General features: G+C 41.2%; 12 protein-coding genes and 1 other annotated feature. Of the genes, 9 read left to right on the forward strand and 3 right to left on the reverse strand.

What is annotated here, in order from left to right:
- Nucleotides 1–530: 530 nt before the first annotated feature.
- From mnmL to C9J47_RS18880, 4 genes are all read left to right on the forward strand, one after another.
- Entirely contained in the window at nucleotides 531–1475 is a 945-nt protein-coding gene (gene mnmL, locus C9J47_RS18865; RefSeq protein WP_006230620.1) for a tRNA modification radical SAM protein MnmL/YtqA, read from the forward strand.
- 119 nt (nucleotides 1476–1594) lie between these two features.
- Nucleotides 1595–3421 (forward strand): sensor domain-containing diguanylate cyclase, encoded by a 1827-nt coding sequence (locus C9J47_RS18870; RefSeq protein ID WP_107254882.1) that lies wholly within the window; start codon nucleotides 1595–1597, stop codon nucleotides 3419–3421.
- A gap of 139 nt (nucleotides 3422–3560) precedes the next feature.
- Nucleotides 3561–5957, forward strand: coding sequence for an aerobic respiration two-component sensor histidine kinase ArcB (arcB, locus tag C9J47_RS18875; RefSeq protein ID WP_107254883.1), 2397 nt, complete (start codon nucleotides 3561–3563; stop codon nucleotides 5955–5957).
- A complete protein-coding gene (locus C9J47_RS18880; RefSeq protein WP_245903533.1) occupies nucleotides 5954–6532 on the forward strand; it encodes a hypothetical protein in 579 nt (192 codons plus the stop codon). Before arcB ends, C9J47_RS18880 begins: the two co-directional genes overlap by 4 nt.
- A 128-nt stretch (nucleotides 6533–6660) precedes the next feature.
- Here the strand turns inward: C9J47_RS18880 and arcA are convergent, their stop codons facing one another.
- Nucleotides 6661–7380, reverse strand: a complete 720-nt coding sequence (gene arcA / locus C9J47_RS18885) for a two-component system response regulator ArcA (RefSeq protein WP_006230624.1) — start codon at nucleotides 7378–7380, stop codon at nucleotides 6661–6663.
- 382 nt (nucleotides 7381–7762) lie between these two features.
- On the opposite strand from arcA, the gene C9J47_RS18890 reads away from it, so the two are divergent.
- Together C9J47_RS18890 and C9J47_RS18895 are read left to right on the forward strand one after the other, a co-directional pair.
- Nucleotides 7763–8176: a DUF3293 domain-containing protein gene (locus tag C9J47_RS18890; RefSeq protein WP_107254884.1), complete on the forward strand. Its 414-nt coding sequence runs from the start codon at nucleotides 7763–7765 to the stop codon at nucleotides 8174–8176.
- A 74-nt stretch (nucleotides 8177–8250) separates the two neighbouring features.
- Complete coding sequence (locus tag C9J47_RS18895; protein WP_107254885.1) at nucleotides 8251–8742, forward strand: putative 4-hydroxy-4-methyl-2-oxoglutarate aldolase; 492 nt, start codon at nucleotides 8251–8253, stop codon at nucleotides 8740–8742.
- A 98-nt stretch (nucleotides 8743–8840) separates the two neighbouring features.
- On the opposite strand, the gene C9J47_RS18900 is transcribed toward C9J47_RS18895, so the two are convergent.
- The gene (locus C9J47_RS18900; protein ID WP_107255018.1) at nucleotides 8841–9305 is read right to left on the reverse strand and encodes a hypothetical protein; all 465 of its coding nucleotides are present in this window, start codon (nucleotides 9303–9305) and stop codon (nucleotides 8841–8843) included.
- Between the two features lie 158 nt (nucleotides 9306–9463).
- The gene (aceK, locus tag C9J47_RS18905; RefSeq protein WP_107254886.1) at nucleotides 9464–11191 is read right to left on the reverse strand and encodes a bifunctional isocitrate dehydrogenase kinase/phosphatase; all 1728 of its coding nucleotides are present in this window, start codon (nucleotides 11189–11191) and stop codon (nucleotides 9464–9466) included.
- A gap of 246 nt (nucleotides 11192–11437) precedes the next feature.
- Nucleotides 11438–11564 (forward strand) — a sequence feature (Thr leader region).
- Between the two features lie 85 nt (nucleotides 11565–11649).
- Here aceK and thrA point away from each other — a divergent pair.
- From thrA to thrC, 3 genes are read left to right on the forward strand one after another with little or no spacing between them, the layout of a single operon-like run.
- Complete coding sequence (gene thrA / locus C9J47_RS18910; RefSeq protein WP_107254887.1) at nucleotides 11650–14109, forward strand: bifunctional aspartate kinase/homoserine dehydrogenase I; 2460 nt, start codon at nucleotides 11650–11652, stop codon at nucleotides 14107–14109.
- 2 nt (nucleotides 14110–14111) lie between these two features.
- Nucleotides 14112–15068, forward strand: coding sequence for a homoserine kinase (gene thrB / locus C9J47_RS18915; protein WP_107254888.1), 957 nt, complete (start codon nucleotides 14112–14114; stop codon nucleotides 15066–15068).
- Between the two features lie 2 nt (nucleotides 15069–15070).
- Nucleotides 15071–16357 (forward strand): threonine synthase, encoded by a 1287-nt coding sequence (gene thrC, locus C9J47_RS18920; protein ID WP_107254889.1) that lies wholly within the window; start codon nucleotides 15071–15073, stop codon nucleotides 16355–16357.
- Nucleotides 16358–16368 lie beyond the last annotated feature (11 nt).

Here is a 16368-nt window from a genome sequence, read left to right on the forward strand (position 1 = left end):
GTGTTTGCTGTGGGATGAAGTTCTTACTTTCAATAGCAAACTAAATGTTGGAGTGTTTTCATTCTGGTATGTGAAAACACTGCAGTCTTTCCGATTTAGCAACATAAATCACTATTAGAATAGCTGATTACATCACATATGTTGTGCATAAATTGCACACAAGTGTAACTATCCTACAGTTTTGATACTTTAATTACCAACAATAAATAACACATAAAGAGCATAAATTATTTCATTTAGTGCATTTATAATTCGCCAATGTGCGTGTTTATTCGATAATGCTTATCATTGTGAATATCTTACTGAATGATATTGAGCGCGGTGTTTAGAATATTAGACTTTAGTCGGAGAGGGGGACGCACTTTTTGTCGTATTTTATCAACAAAGGGGTAATGACGTGCTAGCTTCTTTGAGTTATACGTTTTTTCTTGTTTTGGCACAAATTCCATTTTGAGGCTTAATGTTAATCTGCGCCGCCGTAAACAGGTTTATCTTTCTTATTGGAACGATAATAAACGCTAGGTGAAATGATGCAACTGCACGAATTAGTCAATACCTTTGGGCAAGATTTACAACGACGTTATGGAGAGAAAGTACATAAACTGTCTTTGCATGGTGGTTTTAGTTGTCCAAATCGTGATGGCACGATTGGCCGAGGAGGTTGTACCTTCTGTAATGTCGCTTCTTTTGCTGATGAGCAAGCACAGTATATACCTATTCGTCAGCAGTTGGCGCAACGTGCAGTCAACACCGATCGTGCTAACCGTTATTTAGCGTATTTTCAGGCGTACACCAATACTTACGCTGAAGTGCAGTTGTTGAAAAACATGTATGAAGAAGCGCTACAAGCAGCCAATATCGTCGGCTTGTGCGTGGGTACGCGTCCAGATTGTGTGCCAGATGCAGTGCTGGAGTTACTGGCGAGTTATTGCGAGCAGGGCTATGAAATTTGGCTTGAACTTGGGTTACAAACCGCGAACGATAAGACATTAAAGCGTATTAATCGAGGTCATGATTTTGCGTGTTATGAGAACATCACCAAACGTGCCCGTGCAATGGGCATTAAAGTGTGTACCCATCTTATTGTTGGCTTGCCGGGTGATACCAAAGAAGACAATTTAGAGACACTGAAACGTACTATTGATGTGGGGACTGATGGAATCAAATTGCACCCACTCCATATTGTCGAAGGCAGTATTATGGCGAAAGCGTGGAAGGCAGATCGCCTCGAAGCGTTGAGTTTAGAAACATATACTGAAATTGCCGCTGAAATGATCCGCCTTACGCCACCAGAAGTTGTTTTTCATCGCGTATCAGCCAGTGCTCGTCGTCCTACGTTACTGGCTCCGACTTGGTGTGAAAATCGTTGGTTAGCCATGATTGATATTGGTAAATACCTTGATCAACATGGTGCGCAAGGCTCTGCATTAGACAATTCATTTATTTATCAGCCGATATTACCTAAAAAATCATAACATATGGTAGATTATTGATAGTTCAAGTAGTTAATAATCATACATATTCGATCTTACTGGCTTGAACATTAACTTTCCCCTTAATGTATTTGGCCGTATTTTTCTGATGTGGATGTTCGATGAATTGCAGTCGTAGGTTTATTCTTCTTATTCTATTTTTTAGCCCATCTGCTTGTTGGGCTTTAATCTCTTCTGCTGACTTCGATAGTCCGATTCTGATGTTTACAGCAGTGATCTTAGCTATTTCTATTGGCGGTGCTTTTTTAGCGCTTATTCTTCATAATATTCGGTTATCTTCATTTAAAAAAATCCAAGCTAATCTTAATTACTTGCCTGTAGGGGCCGTTATTGTAAGAGGTAATGATGGCTCATTACTTTATGCCAATAAAGCGTGCCGTGAATTAATCGGGGTTAGAAAAGTCGGCAATAGTTATATTTATCCAGATCATATCGAGCCCCAAATGCTATATGACTTTTTGCGTCCTTATAGTAATGAAACAGGTTTTAGAGATTGGGGTAAAGAGCTGATATTGTCAGAGCATTTAGGCACGAAGTTAAAAATATCAGGTCAACGTATTCGTTTTAAACGTAAAATGGCATGGTTACTGTATCTATATGAACCGCAACAGCACAATGTTGTTCAAAGTAAAATTGAACAAGAACAACGTGTATTCCAAAGTGTTTTAAACTCCCTGTCTGAATTAGTGTATTTTCAAGATAATGCCGACCGAATAATTGGAACCAATAAAGCCTTCGATCGTTTTTGGCGAGGTAGGCTCAATGATGGTTTGATTGATAGCGAAGAAGCTTCGTTTTCTAGTAACAATTCAACGCATACCTGGACGACATCACCAGAAGGTTGTAGCCGATTATTAGAAACCAATAAAACGTTATTGATTGGTGATAATAGTGAGGTTATTGGTACGCTTGGGATCAGTCATGACGTAACTGATTGGCATGAAATGCAAGAAAGTCTTAAGACTGAAATTGAAAAGCGTGAAGTGACAGAGCAGACATTAGCGCAACGTAATAATTTATTGGATACGATTTTAAGCGCGAGCCAAGACCCAATTGGATTGTTTAACCAGCATTGGGTTTATGTTGGCTGTAATGAGTCGTTCGCCCACTCGTTGGGATACACCACTGAAACCTTACTGGGAAAAGTCGTTTCGGATGTGCTTGACTCTGATAAGTGGGAGCTTTGTCGTCCCATAGATGAAGAAGTCATGGCAAAGGGCATTACCATTAAAACAGAAGATTACGTCATTCTTGAAGATGGCACTCCTATTTGGTACGAAGTGGCAAAATCGCCTTATCGAGATCCAACCGATAACTCCGTCGGTGTATTGGTGATGGCGCGTGATGTAACAGAACGCAAAGCGACTGAACAGCAATTAGCCGATGCAATTATGGACTTACAAGAATTGAGCTTTATCGATAGTTTAACCAAAGTCGCTAATCGACGAAGTTTTGATGAACAATTACGTAAGCTGTGGCATGGCCATGTTCGAGAGCAACAGCCACTTACCCTTATTTTATGCGATATCGATTACTTTAAAGCCTTTAATGATAACTACGGGCATCAACAAGGTGATATTGCATTACAAGAAGTCGCGAAAGTGCTTCGTAATGTGGTACAGCGAGGCACCGATGAAGTGGCACGTTATGGTGGCGAAGAGTTTGCTTTTTTATTACCAAATACCGATTTAAAAGGGGGAGAAATCGTCGCGGCGAATATTCATCAAGAATTAGCCAGCAAAGGCTTAACGCACGGCTATTCTAACGTCGCCAATAGACTAACAGTAAGCTTAGGCATTGCGTCGGTTATCCCTTTACCATCTCAAGATTATGGCGATTTAGTCGGCATGGCGGATGTGGCATTGTATAAAGCTAAAGCTGCAGGCCGAAATTGTTCAATGTCGATATCTGACAGCGATGATTTTTAATCGCGTTAATAAGCCTGCGAGAGCAGGTTTTTTTATGGGTTAAATATAACATTCGAGCATAACTGTGGTACTTATCCTTTGGTTCTGTCACCGCACAAGATATTATTAAAATAAGCACTTCTAGGTTGTGGATTAAATCATGAAACAAATCAAAGTCCTGGCTCAGTTCTATGTCGACTTGTTAGTCAAGTTAGGCATAGTGCGATTCAGCTTATTATTAGCATTGGCGCTTGTGGCGTTGGCTGTTGTTGTTCAAATCGGGGTAACTCTCGCACTACAAGGTGAAGTGCATAACATCGATATTGTGCGTTCGGTATTCTTCGGTCTACTGATCACGCCTTGGGCTGTTTACTTTTTATCGGTGGTCGTTGATCAGTTGGAAGATTCTCGCCAGCGTTTATCTAAATTGGTCAGTAAATTAGAAGAAATGCGCTCTCGCGATATGCAGTTAAATACGCAGCTTCAAGTGAATATTACGCAACTAAATCAAGAAATTGAAGAACGAGAAAAAGCGGAAGAAGCCCGTGAAATAGCCATGCATGATTTAGAAAATGAAGTCTATCAGCGTGAAAATGCGCAGTTAGAGCTTGCAGAGCAAGGCGCATTACTCAAATCTTTCTTAGATGCATCTCCGGATCTTATTTACTACCGTAATGAGAAAGGTGAGTTCTCTGGTTGTAACCGAGCAATGGCAGAGCTCACGGGAAAAACTGAAAAAGGATTAGTTGGGTTAACCCCATGGGATGTATATAGCGAAGAAGCGGCGATAAAAATTGTTGAAACGGATGAGCAAGTTTTTCAGAAAAACGTATCGCTGACTTACGAACAATGGCTGGAATATCCCGATGGTCGAAAAGCCATTTTTGAATTACGAAAAGTCCCGTTTTACCGCCGTGATGGTCGACGTTTAGGCTTGATGGGATTCGGTCGAGATATTACAGAGCGTAAGCAATACCAAGACGCACAAGAAAAAGCGAGCCGAGATAAAACCGCATTCATTTCGACGATTAGCCATGAATTACGCACCCCGCTAAACGGTATTGTCGGTTTGAGCCGAATGTTACTTGAAACGCCGTTAAATGATGAGCAGCGTGGTTATATGCGTACCGTTCACGTGAGTGCAATAACGTTAGGCAATATCTTTAATGACATCATCGATATGGATAAGTCAGATCGCCGTCGTTTAGAACTTATGCCTAAACCGCTTGATTTCAATGAGTTTATCACTGAAATGGAGAATATTTCAAATTTGATGGCTGAACAAAAAGGCTTACGTTTTGACTTGGAACGATTAACTAAACTACCCGCTTTCATCGAAGTCGATAGCACTCGTTTACGTCAGGTATTGTGGAACTTGATTGGCAATGCGACCAAATTCACCAAAGAAGGTGGTGTGATTTTATCGGTGAGCAGCGAAATCTTTGAGCATGAGGCAGAAATTACCTTTGACGTTGAAGATAGCGGAATTGGGATTCCAGCGTCTGAAGTCGATAAAATATTTGCCATGTATTATCAGGTTAAGCAAGGTAGCGACAATTTACACGCGGTAGGTACGGGTATAGGTCTTGCTGTTTCTCGTCAGTTGGTGCAGCTCATGGGCGGCGATATTTTGGTTACTTCTGATATCGGTGAAGGCAGTACTTTTACTGTTACCATTAGAGTGCCATTAGCTGAGGCTGTCGTTGAAGAAGAAATCATGCCTGTGGTGCCTCAAGCCAGTTTAAGTATTTTTATGGTTGAAGATATTGAACTGAACATTACTGTTGCGAAAGCGTTACTGGAAAGCTTAGGGCATGAAGTAACGGTTGCGATGCGTGGTGATGAAGCATTGGCTATGTTCGATCCTGAAGCTTTCGATCTTGTGTTACTTGATATTCAGTTACCGGATATGACCGGGTTTGATGTAGCGCAAGCGCTGCGTAAAAAGTACGATTATTTACCAGCATTAGTCGCGTTAACCGCTAATGTGATCAGTGATAAAAACGAGTACATTGAAAAAGGTATGGATGAGGCGCTAAGTAAGCCTCTGAGTGTCAAAGCTATTACCGATGTTATTCAGCGATTAGTACTGACTTGTCCGCTTGATGATTTTGATGACGATGAAGAGATAGAAACAATTGAGCCGGTTTCAGATGTTCAACCAGCCGTTGTGGTAGAGCATTCAAATAATGAGATGTTTAATCAATTACTCGATTTAGAGATGCTAGAGTCTTATGTTGAGATTGTCGGCACCAAACCAGTACATGAAAGTATTGCGATGTTTGAAAAGATGATGCCAGACTATATAGCAATTCTTGACTCTAATATGACAGCGAAAGACAAAGATGGGATTAAGTTTGAAGCTCATAAAATTAAAGGTGCCGCGGGTTCTATCGGTTTAAAGCATATCCAGCAAGTCGCTCAAAAGGCACAATCACCAGAACTTCCAGCATGGTGGGAAAACATTAATGATTGGGTTGATGAGATTAAAAATGGTTATGCGCATGATCTGAATGTATTACGCGAGTGGGTAGCTGAACAGGAGAAAGCTAAATGAAAAAATGGATGAAACTGAGTGGCATTATTGCATCGACCGTTGTGCTTGCGGCTTGTGCTAATCAAAATAGTCAACAAGACAATACGACTGCTGTGGTCGTACCGATAGAGCAGGCTTATGATGCATTAACGATAGAAGATGTGTCGATTGCTTTATACAGTGAAATTTGGCTAAACAGCATGCCAATGATTGAAGATGAAGGTAGCGTAGGGATTGGCGCTAGTTCTGCAGCTAAAGGTCGTTTACTCGCGTCTATTCAACTACTTTCTCCTCAAAGCGACGCTTTATATCAAGGGATTAAAGTAAAGCAAATCGTCTTAAAGAATGCAGAGCAACAATGGCTATTAACGGCTAACGACGATAATGATTTTGATGTCCATATTATGGAACAAAGCTATTTGCAAAATAGTGTGGGTGAAAATGGTGAGAGCTATCAGAGTGGCGTTGAATTTATGCTGCGTGATGGGCCTAGTTGGGCACCAGAAAGTGTAGTTGATGTGATGGTTACACTGGTTAAAAGTGGCAAGGAATATACGATTACACAACGTGATGTGATGGTTAACCAAGTATTTTAACGGCTGTGTTTTAACGACAAAATGATAAAAAAGAAAAAGGCTCCTATTGGAGCCTTTTTTCGCTACTTGCTGAAGACTTGGTAAAAATGAAGCGCTTTTATCCTTGAGTCTTTGGCACAATAGTCGAATTATTCTTCGTTTAGATCACCGCAGAAACGGTAACCTTCACCATGAATCGTTGCAACGATTTCAGGTGTATCAGCAACAGATTCAAAGTGCTTACGGATACGACGAATAGTTACGTCAACCGTACGGTCGTGAGGCTTAAGTTCACGACCTGTCATCTTCTTCAGAAGATCGCCACGCGTTTGAATTTTGCCTGGGTTTTCACAGAAGTGAAGTAAAGCACGGAATTCAGAACGAGGAAGCTTAAATTGGTCACCACTAGGGCTAACCAAAGAACGGCTGTTGATTTCTAAAGACCAACCATTGAACTCATAACGCTCTACCAATTTCTTATCTTCAGTTGGTAGACCTTGGTTCATCGCACGTGTCAGTAAGTTACGCGCACGAATAGTTAACTCACGAGGGTTGAATGGTTTAGTGATGTAATCATCAGCACCAATCTCAAGACCTAAAATCTTATCCACTTCGTTGTCACGACCTGTCAGGAACATAAGAGCCATATCACCTTGCTCGCGAAGTTCACGTGCTAGTAATAAACCATTTTTACCTGGTAGGTTGATATCCATGATAACAAGGTGAACAGGGTGCTCAGAAAGCATCTGGTGCATTTCAGCGCCGTCATTGGCTTCAAAGACAGTGTAACCCTCAGCTTCAAAAATGCTCTTCAGGGTATTACGTGTTACGTGCTCGTCTTCTACAATTAGAATGTGAGGGGTTTGCATTGGCTGTACCTAATTTACTAAAACGGAATCTGGTCAAAAACAGAATAGTTAAATTCTATAAAAAAAATTCACATACAGGCAAAGTATTAGACAAAATACATAATTTTTCACTTTAAAAGCGGCCTGTTTGGTACGCCATCCATAAATTCAATACGTTTTTGTGTCGCAACTGTGTTGAAAAACCCGATTCTCTGTGGGTACTGGCTACAATCTCCCTTGGATGGCGATGATTGTAAGCACTTAACAGCTCGCTAACAATATAGGGTCTTTGTTTCGATGTCGATTTTTAGATGTTTATTGATTTATATCAAATTGAATGAGGGTGCACTACGTTTGTTTAGAGTGTTTAACATTCGCTACAAATTTCAATGTCATAAAATGAATGAATCAACGTAAGTGTAAAACAAAATCGCTTTGGCGAAAATATCAAAACATTACCTTCGAGGCAAGGCAACACCCTGTTTACCATTGCTTTGCAATTCTAACAGCTTTTAATCCGAGAAGCATTGTTCTTACTCATTCTGATAACGTTAAGAGAAATATTGCGCTGGAAAAGCATCTCATCATGTTAACAGATGCATGGATGCCTATATCTTGTCGCTCTCTGGATAGGTGTTGGACAGAGCCGAGCTTTGCTGTTGATTTACCCTATAAACAAGCATTTGAGTTAGCGGCAATGTTTGAACAAAATGCAATCTATTGGGTTGAAAACAATAGACTTTATCTAGTTCCTGTTTTACTAAAGGGCATTGAAACACAAAATCTCGGTAAATGGTCTACCTTTTTCTACACTTAATTGAGAAATGAGATCTTAAAGTGGCATAAATAGAATAAGAAAATAGGGCTATTTAGTTATAAAAGGAGTTTGAGATGAACGATCTATTACCCGATTTGTGTGATCACTACGAGCAAGATGTCCGCTGGTTACCTCTTGTGTTAAATGATTATGGCGGAAAAAAAATATTTTATGGTGAGGTGGTAACCTTACGTTGTTTTGAAGATAACAGTTTAGTTCGCGATATTGTGTCTCAAGACGGTACGGGGAAAGTACTGTTTATTGATGGGCATGCTTCTTATAACGGCGCATTACTGGGTGATCAGCTAGCATTGCTTGCCGTGAAAAATGGTTGGCAAGGAGTTGTTATTAATGGCACAGCTCGTGATGTAGGCACTCTCGCGACCTTAGATCTTGGCGTAAAAGCTTTAGGTACATGCCCATACAAAACCGTGAAACGTCAAACGGGTGATATGAATGTCACCATGACTGTCGCGCATACTATGATCTATCCAGGCGATTATTTGTATGCAGATCTTAATGGGATATTGCTGAGTAAACAGCCATTAGATTTATCAGTACTTTAATGGTCTGATTTAGGATGGAATGATCCGTTTACAGGTGTGGTGTTTTGCTGGCTGGATTAATAGAAAAGTCATGACTCAAAAGGTGGCTTGATATTGAACTAGAAGCGAAACCCAATCCCCAGTTGATAAATCTGCTCAAGTGCTTCGTAATCAACGGTCGCTCTTAGATTTACTTTGTCAGTCACATCATATTGGCTTGTAATCTCTACGCCATAGACAGTATCACGCTCGACAACTTCAGAGGTAACCGCACTTTGTAAGCTGACCTTTGGGCTCAGGTTATAAGCCACTCCAGATAGCATTCCTCGGCTCGCAGATTTTGTATCATTACCTGATGATAAGCGAGTGCTTAAATAGAGCTGTAAATTCCCATTTAACGAATATGAATATCCGCTATCAATTTGCCAAAGGTCAAATTGTTCGATGGAATTTGACTGAGATGTCATAAACCAGCCTGATGATGAATGTTCATCACCAATTAACCCCAGAAATGCGTTCTTTTCTGCAGCAATTGTTGGTAATGCCACTACCAGCAGGGCTAATGTGATCAACAATTTTTTCATTGCGTCACCGCCACTGTTCTTAGTTTTGATTGTGTTTATTGATATTAGGACAGAATTATCGGTTTTGATATTGCATTTACATTTAAATGCGTTCGAGTGCATAAAACATGATCCTGTCCTAATTGTCAATTGTCGCTTATGCCATTTTGCATGAATTTTTATGTCATACGTAGACGATGTACACTTCTATAGGGATAGACATCTTCATATTGACCGTGCGTTATATTTTGCTGTAAATACTGCCAATATTTAGCTTCAAATAAATCACTGTGTAATTCATTAAATAAGGCTTTTACTTTGGGGTTTATCAGTAAAAAAGTACGGAATTCTTCAGGGAATACGTCGTAAATACCCACGCTATACCAAGGTTCAGCAGACATCTCATCTTCAGGTGTTCGTGGCTCTGGAATTTTACGGAAATTCATCTCCGTCATATAGCTGATTTCGTCATAATCATAAAATACGACGCGTTTATGACGCGTTACCCCAAAATTTTTGAATAGCATATCGCCAGGAAAAATATTCGCCGCGGCGAGTTGTTTAATTGCTTTACCATATTCATCAACGGCATCGCGAAGGTCATCATCATTAGCTTGTTCTACATAAATATTGAATGGGATCATTCGACGTTCCATGTATAGATGGCTAATAATGATTTGGTCTGACGTTACTTTGATTATAGAGGGAGCAACAGCCAATAGTTCTGCTAATAACTCATCACTAAAGCGATGGCGTTCAAATGTAAAATGTCGGTATTCCTGAGTATCAGCCATACGACCAACACGATCATGCTCTTTTACCAGTTTATATTTTTCTTTAACCGTGGCATGACTAATGTCTTTTTGTGGCGCAAATTTATCTTTAATTATTTTAAAAACAAAATCGTAAGATGGCAGGGTGAACACTGACATAACCATCCCTTTGATACCTGGGGCGGTAACAAATTGATCATCAGAATTGTCTAGGTGGGTTAAAAACTCACGGTATAGCTCTGTCTTGCCGTGTTTTTGGCACCCTATTGCCGTATATAACTCTGCATTCGTTTTATTGGGAATAAGGTTCGATAAAAAGCGAACAAGCGCACCTGGAGCAGGTGCGTACACCATGAAGTAAGAGCGCGCAAAACCAAAGATAATACTCGCATCGTTCACATGGCAGATGCAGGCATCGACGTATAACTGTTTATTACTGTTATTGAGTACAGGTAATACCAAAGGAATTGTTTGATATTGTCCACCATGGTTTAGTGTTATTTTTCCAATTAAGTAAGCCGCTTTATTTCTATAAAATGGCTCGCGAATAAGCTCTAACGAGGTGTCATCATTAAATGCCGCTCCGAACTCTTGCTTAAGGTGGTTGATGATGAGTTTGCTATCACGTTGTTTGTCTTCCCATACTTGGGTAAAGGGCGTGTCGTCTAAAACACGATCGAACAAAGACGTTAAACCTGAGTGAGCATGGTAGATGCGAGTCAACTGAGTGGGATAAGTTGGGATCCGGTTTTCTTGCGAGCTATGAACGAAGAGTTTATCTCGGTTGATATTACGATGTTCAAAAATACGACAATAAACGGAGTTGAAAAAACTTTCTGCAATTTCATATCGTGGATAATCTAACAGTAAATTTTCATACGATGATTTAACGGCCATTAAAAATGAGCGATTGGCGTAGCGTTCCCCGAGCATTATCTGAATCTGGCTCGTCACTAACCCGACATGATGGTCATAAAAACTGATTCGTTTTTTTAACGCCAAATGAACGGAAGACCAATCTTGTTGTTCAAATCGTTCTTGAGCACCAGCGGTTACGTCAAGAAATCGACCATACATAGCATCGAAGCCTTGCAAAATGGTATGGGCTACAAGCTGTTCCATTGCTGCTGTCATCCGGTTCCCTCCGAATCATTATTGTTTTTTTGTATTAGATTAACTATGCAACGGGGAGACGCGAACTGCAATTAAATCTGTTTGTTTTTTATACTTTTTCGGTATAACACATTAATATGTATTCAAGCCCGTATTTATAAAGAATTTTAAGTATAAAGTTAAAACATTGTTGACTCTCGATGTGGGGTAAGGTAAATCTAAAGTAATTGAGAGAATTGAGTAATTCAAAATACATTATGTTTAACGTTATCAGCACAACCACAACCACAACCATTATTATTACTGGCACGATTATTCGTGTTGGTGCGGGCTGATACGCATAAGATTCTTAAAAAAAAGCCCGCACTTCTTATTAGATGCGGGCTTTTTTTTTACTTTTTAAAATGAAATAGATTTGAACATTACTGGTGCTGTTAATTAGCGAGGTAATGAATAATTAAGGATATCGGGAGTAGGGAATGCGGGTATTTAAGTTTGGTGGTTCATCGTTATCAGATGCAGAGCGGTTTTTACGAGCGGCAGATATTATTGCCAATAATGCGCAACAGGGTGATGTGTCTGTCGTGCTTTCAGCGCCAGGAAAAGTAACAAACAAGTTAGTTTCGGTAATAGATAGCACCGTAAAAACTGGCGACGCTGATCTTCAGGTCGCTGATTTAGAATCTGTATTTAATGAATTGTTTTCTGGACTTAAAGCGTTAGTGCCAAGCTTTGATAAGGATTTGGTTGATGCAAAGCTGGCGAGTTCGTTAGGTCAACTTAAGCAGTATGTACACGGTATGAAGTTATTAGGTTTATGCCCTGATAATGTGTACGCAAAAATCATCAGTAAAGGTGAGCGTTTATCTATTGTTACGATGAAAGCACTGCTGGAAGCTAAAGGTCAACCAGCGAGCTTAATTGATCCTGTTGCTTACTTGCTTGCCCAGGGCGATTACCTCGAAGCACATGTTGATATCGAAGTGTCGACGCAAAATTTCAAACGAAACCCGCTACCGGAAGGTCACGTTAATATTATGCCTGGCTTTACTGCCGGTAATAGTGACGGTGAATTAGTAACGCTAGGGCGTAATGGTTCCGATTATTCTGCAGCAGTATTAGCAGCGTGTCTTCGTGCTGAGTGCTGTGAAATCTGGACTGATGTTGATGGTGTCTATAGCTGCGATCCGCGCATTGTGCCTGATGCTCGTTTACTTAAATCCCTAAGTTACCAAGAAGCGATGGAGCTATCTTATTTCGGTGCGTCGGTTTTACACCCGAAAACAATCGCGCCGATTGCTCAGTTCCATATTCCTTGCTTAATCAAAAACAGTTTTAGTCCACAAGGTGCTGGTACATTAATCGGTCTTGATACCGGTGAAGATAATTTGGCGATTAAAGGCATTACGACGCTTAAAAACCTGACCATGGTCAACGTATCGGGTCCAGGAATGAAAGGCATGGTTGGCATGGCGGCGCGTGTCTTTGGTGCGATGTCGATTTCTGGTGTGTCAATTGTACTGATTACGCAATCATCATCTGAATACAGTATTAGTTTCTGTATCGAAAGTGACGATAAAGTTTTAGCGCAACAAGCGCTACAAAACAACTTTGAATTAGAATTAAAAGATGGCCTCTTAGAGCCTATCGAGTTTGTCGATGATTCCGCCATAGTGACATTAGTGGGTGACGGCATGCGTACATCGCAAGGGGTTGCTTCACGTTTCTTTACCTCTTTAGCTGAAGTTAACGTGAATATTATCGCGATAGCTCAAGGCTCTTCTGAACGTGCAATTTCTGCGGTAATCCCGGCAACTAAAGTGGCTGAAGCGGTAAAGGCATGTCACGAAAACCTGTTTAATAGTAAGCACTTCCTTGATGTATTTGTGATTGGTGTGGGTGGTGTTGGCGGTGAGTTGGTTGAACAGATTCGTCGTCAGCAAGTAAAACTCGCCGAAAAAGGCATTGTTATCCGTGTTTGTGGTTTAGCAAACAGCAAAGGCTTGCTACTTAACAACAATGGTATTCCACTGGAAAATTGGCGTGATCAGGTGGGAGTGGCGAATGAGCCATTAACACTAGCCCGTATGATCCAACTGGTTCAGCGCCACCATATTATTAATCCTGTCGTGATTGATTGTACGTCTGATCAAGGTATTGCAGAGCAGTACGTTGATTATCTAGCAGCAGGTTTCCACGTTATTACACCAAATAAAAAAGCCAATACCGCGAGCATGGCGTATTACCATCAATTACGTCAGGCGGCACGCTCTACTCGACGTAAATTTATGTACGACACAACGGTTGGTGCTGGTTTACCGGTTATTGAAAACTTACAGAATTTGCTGTCTGCAGGTGACGAACTTTCGCGTTTCTCTGGCATTCTGTCGGGCTCATTATCTTATATCTTCGGTAAGTTAGATGAAGGTATGAGCTTCAGTGATGCAACTACGGTGGCTCGTGAAAATGGCTTTACTGAGCCAGATCCTCGTGATGATTTATCGGGTATGGATGTCGCACGTAAACTGCTTATTTTGGCGCGTGAAACGGGCTTAGCATTAGAACTGGAAGATGTTGTCGTCGAGCAGGCATTACCGCCAGGTTTTAATGCAGAAGGCTCTATTGATGATTTCATGGCTCGTTTGCCAGAAGCGAATGCTTACTTTGAACAGTTATCGGCAGATGCGGCAAAAGAAGATAAAGTATTACGTTACGTGGGAGAAATTGATCAAGGTAAATGCTTCGTTAAGATTGCAGCAGTAAACCCTGATGATCCAATGTTTAAAATTAAAGATGGCGAAAATGCCTTGGCATTCTACAGCCGTTATTATCAACCGATTCCACTAGTATTACGTGGTTACGGTGCAGGTACAGAAGTGACAGCAGCTGGTGTGTTTGCTGATCTAATGCGTACATTAGGCTGGAAGTTGGGAGTATAAAAATGAGTGTTGTTGTTTATGCGCCAGCATCAATTGGCAATGTAAGTGTTGGGTTTGATGTACTGGGTGCGGCTGTATCACCGATTGATGGCTCTTTGTTAGGTGATCGCGTTGAAGTTGCCGCTGGTGAGCAACCTTTTACCTTAAAATGCGTAGGTAATTTCGTTGCAAAACTGCCGGTAGAACAAGAAGAGAACATTGTTTACCACTGCTGGTTAGTGTTTGCTCGTGAGTTAGATAAGAAAAACATCGAATTGAAACCTGTATCGATGACGCTTGAAAAGAATATGCCAATTGGTTCGGGTTTAGGTTCAAGTGCATGTTCAGTTGTTGCTGCATTAGATGCATTAAACCGTTTTCATGACATGCCGTTGAATGAAGTCGAATTACTGGCTTTAATGGGCGAAATGGAAGCAAAAATATCAGGCAGTTTGCATTACGATAATGTGGCACCGTGTTATTTAGGTGGGCTGCAATTTATGGTTCAAGAGCTGGGTATTATTAGCCAGTCAGTGCCTTGTTTTGACGATTGGTATTGGGTAATGGCTTACCCTGGCATAAAAGTACCAACAGCAGAAGCGCGTGCAATCTTGCCATCTCAGTACCGCCGACAAGATGTGATTGCACATGGTCGTTACCTTGGCGGCTTCATTCATGCCTGCCATTCTCAGCAACCAGAGCTTGCAGCAAAAATGGTTAAAGATGTGGTTGCTGAACCTTATCGTGAACGATTATTACCAGGCTTTTCAAATGCACGACAATATGCACTGGAAGCAGGTGCCTTGGCTAGTGGGATCTCTGGGTCGGGACCAACCATGTTCAGTGTATGTAATGACCTAGAAGTAGCAAAACGTATTGCACGTTGGCTCGAAGACAATTATGTTCAGAATGATGAAGGATTTGTCCATGTTTGTCGTTTAGACAGCACGGGATCGAAAGTAACAGGAAGTGAGCTATAACTATGAAGTTGTATAATTTAAAAGAACATCAAGAACAGGTTTCCTTTGGTCAGGCAGTGCGTCAGGGCTTAGGACGTAATCAAGGTCTGTTTTTCCCATCAGAGTTACCTGATTTGGGTGATGTCGATGCATTATTAGAAATGGATTTTGTTAGCCGTAGCAGCAAAATCCTTTCCGCCTTTATTGGTGAAGAGCTTACTTCAGAAACCGTTAACCAGATGGTGGGTAACGCGTTCCAATTCCCAGCCCCATTAGCGAAAGTAAAAGATGGCGTTTACGCTCTAGAGTTATTTCATGGCCCGACATTAGCCTTTAAAGATTTCGGTGGCCGATTCATGGCGCAATCTTTAGCTGCTGTGTCTGACAAAGATGGCAAAGTTACTATTTTGACTGCAACATCTGGTGATACGGGGGCAGCTGTTGCCCATGCATTTTATGGCATGGATAATATCAAGGTTGTGATCTTATATCCGAAAGGCAAAATCAGCCCGTTACAGGAAAAGTTATTTTGTACATTAGGTCGCAACATCACAACCGTTGCTGTTGATGGCACATTTGATGATTGTCAGTCGCTGGTTAAAGCCTCGTTTGATGACGCTCAATTACGCCAAGATGTTGGTCTAAACTCAGCAAACTCAATTAACATCAGCCGTTTAATGGCACAGATTTGTTATTACTTCGAAGCCGTTTCTCAGTTGCCTAAAGCACAACGTGAAAATCTAGTGATTTCAGTACCCAGTGGTAACTTTGGTAATTTGACGGCAGGTTTGTTGGCTAAATCACTTGGTTTGCCAGTGAAGCGCTTTATTGTTGCTACGAATGCGAATGACACCGTGCCACGTTACCTGCAAACGGGTGATTGGGCTCCAACCTCGACGATTCCAACCATTTCTAATGCGATGGATGTGAGTGAGCCGAATAACTGGCCACGTATCGAAGAGTTATGTCAGTTGAAAGGCTGGGGGCTTAACGAGCTTGGCTACGGCGCAGTAACAGACGAGCAAACTGCAGAAACGTTGCGTGAAATGAATGCTGATGGTTACTTATGCGAACCGCATGGGGCGATTGCTTACCGTGTGCTTAACGAACAGTTACAAGATGGCGAAACCGGCTTGTTCTTATGTACGGCGCATCCGGCGAAGTTTAAAGAAGTGGTTGATGAGATCCTTGAGCTTGATATCGATCTGCCAGCCCCGCTTGCTAAGCATGGCGCGATGGAGCTGTTATCACTAGAGCGCGATAATGATTTTGAGCAGTTAAAAGCAGTGTTGCGAAGTGTTCAAGATTAAAATGATCTAAC

The organism is Photobacterium indicum (assembly GCF_003026215.1).
Classification (GTDB): Bacteria; Pseudomonadota; Gammaproteobacteria; order Enterobacterales; family Vibrionaceae; genus Photobacterium; species Photobacterium indicum.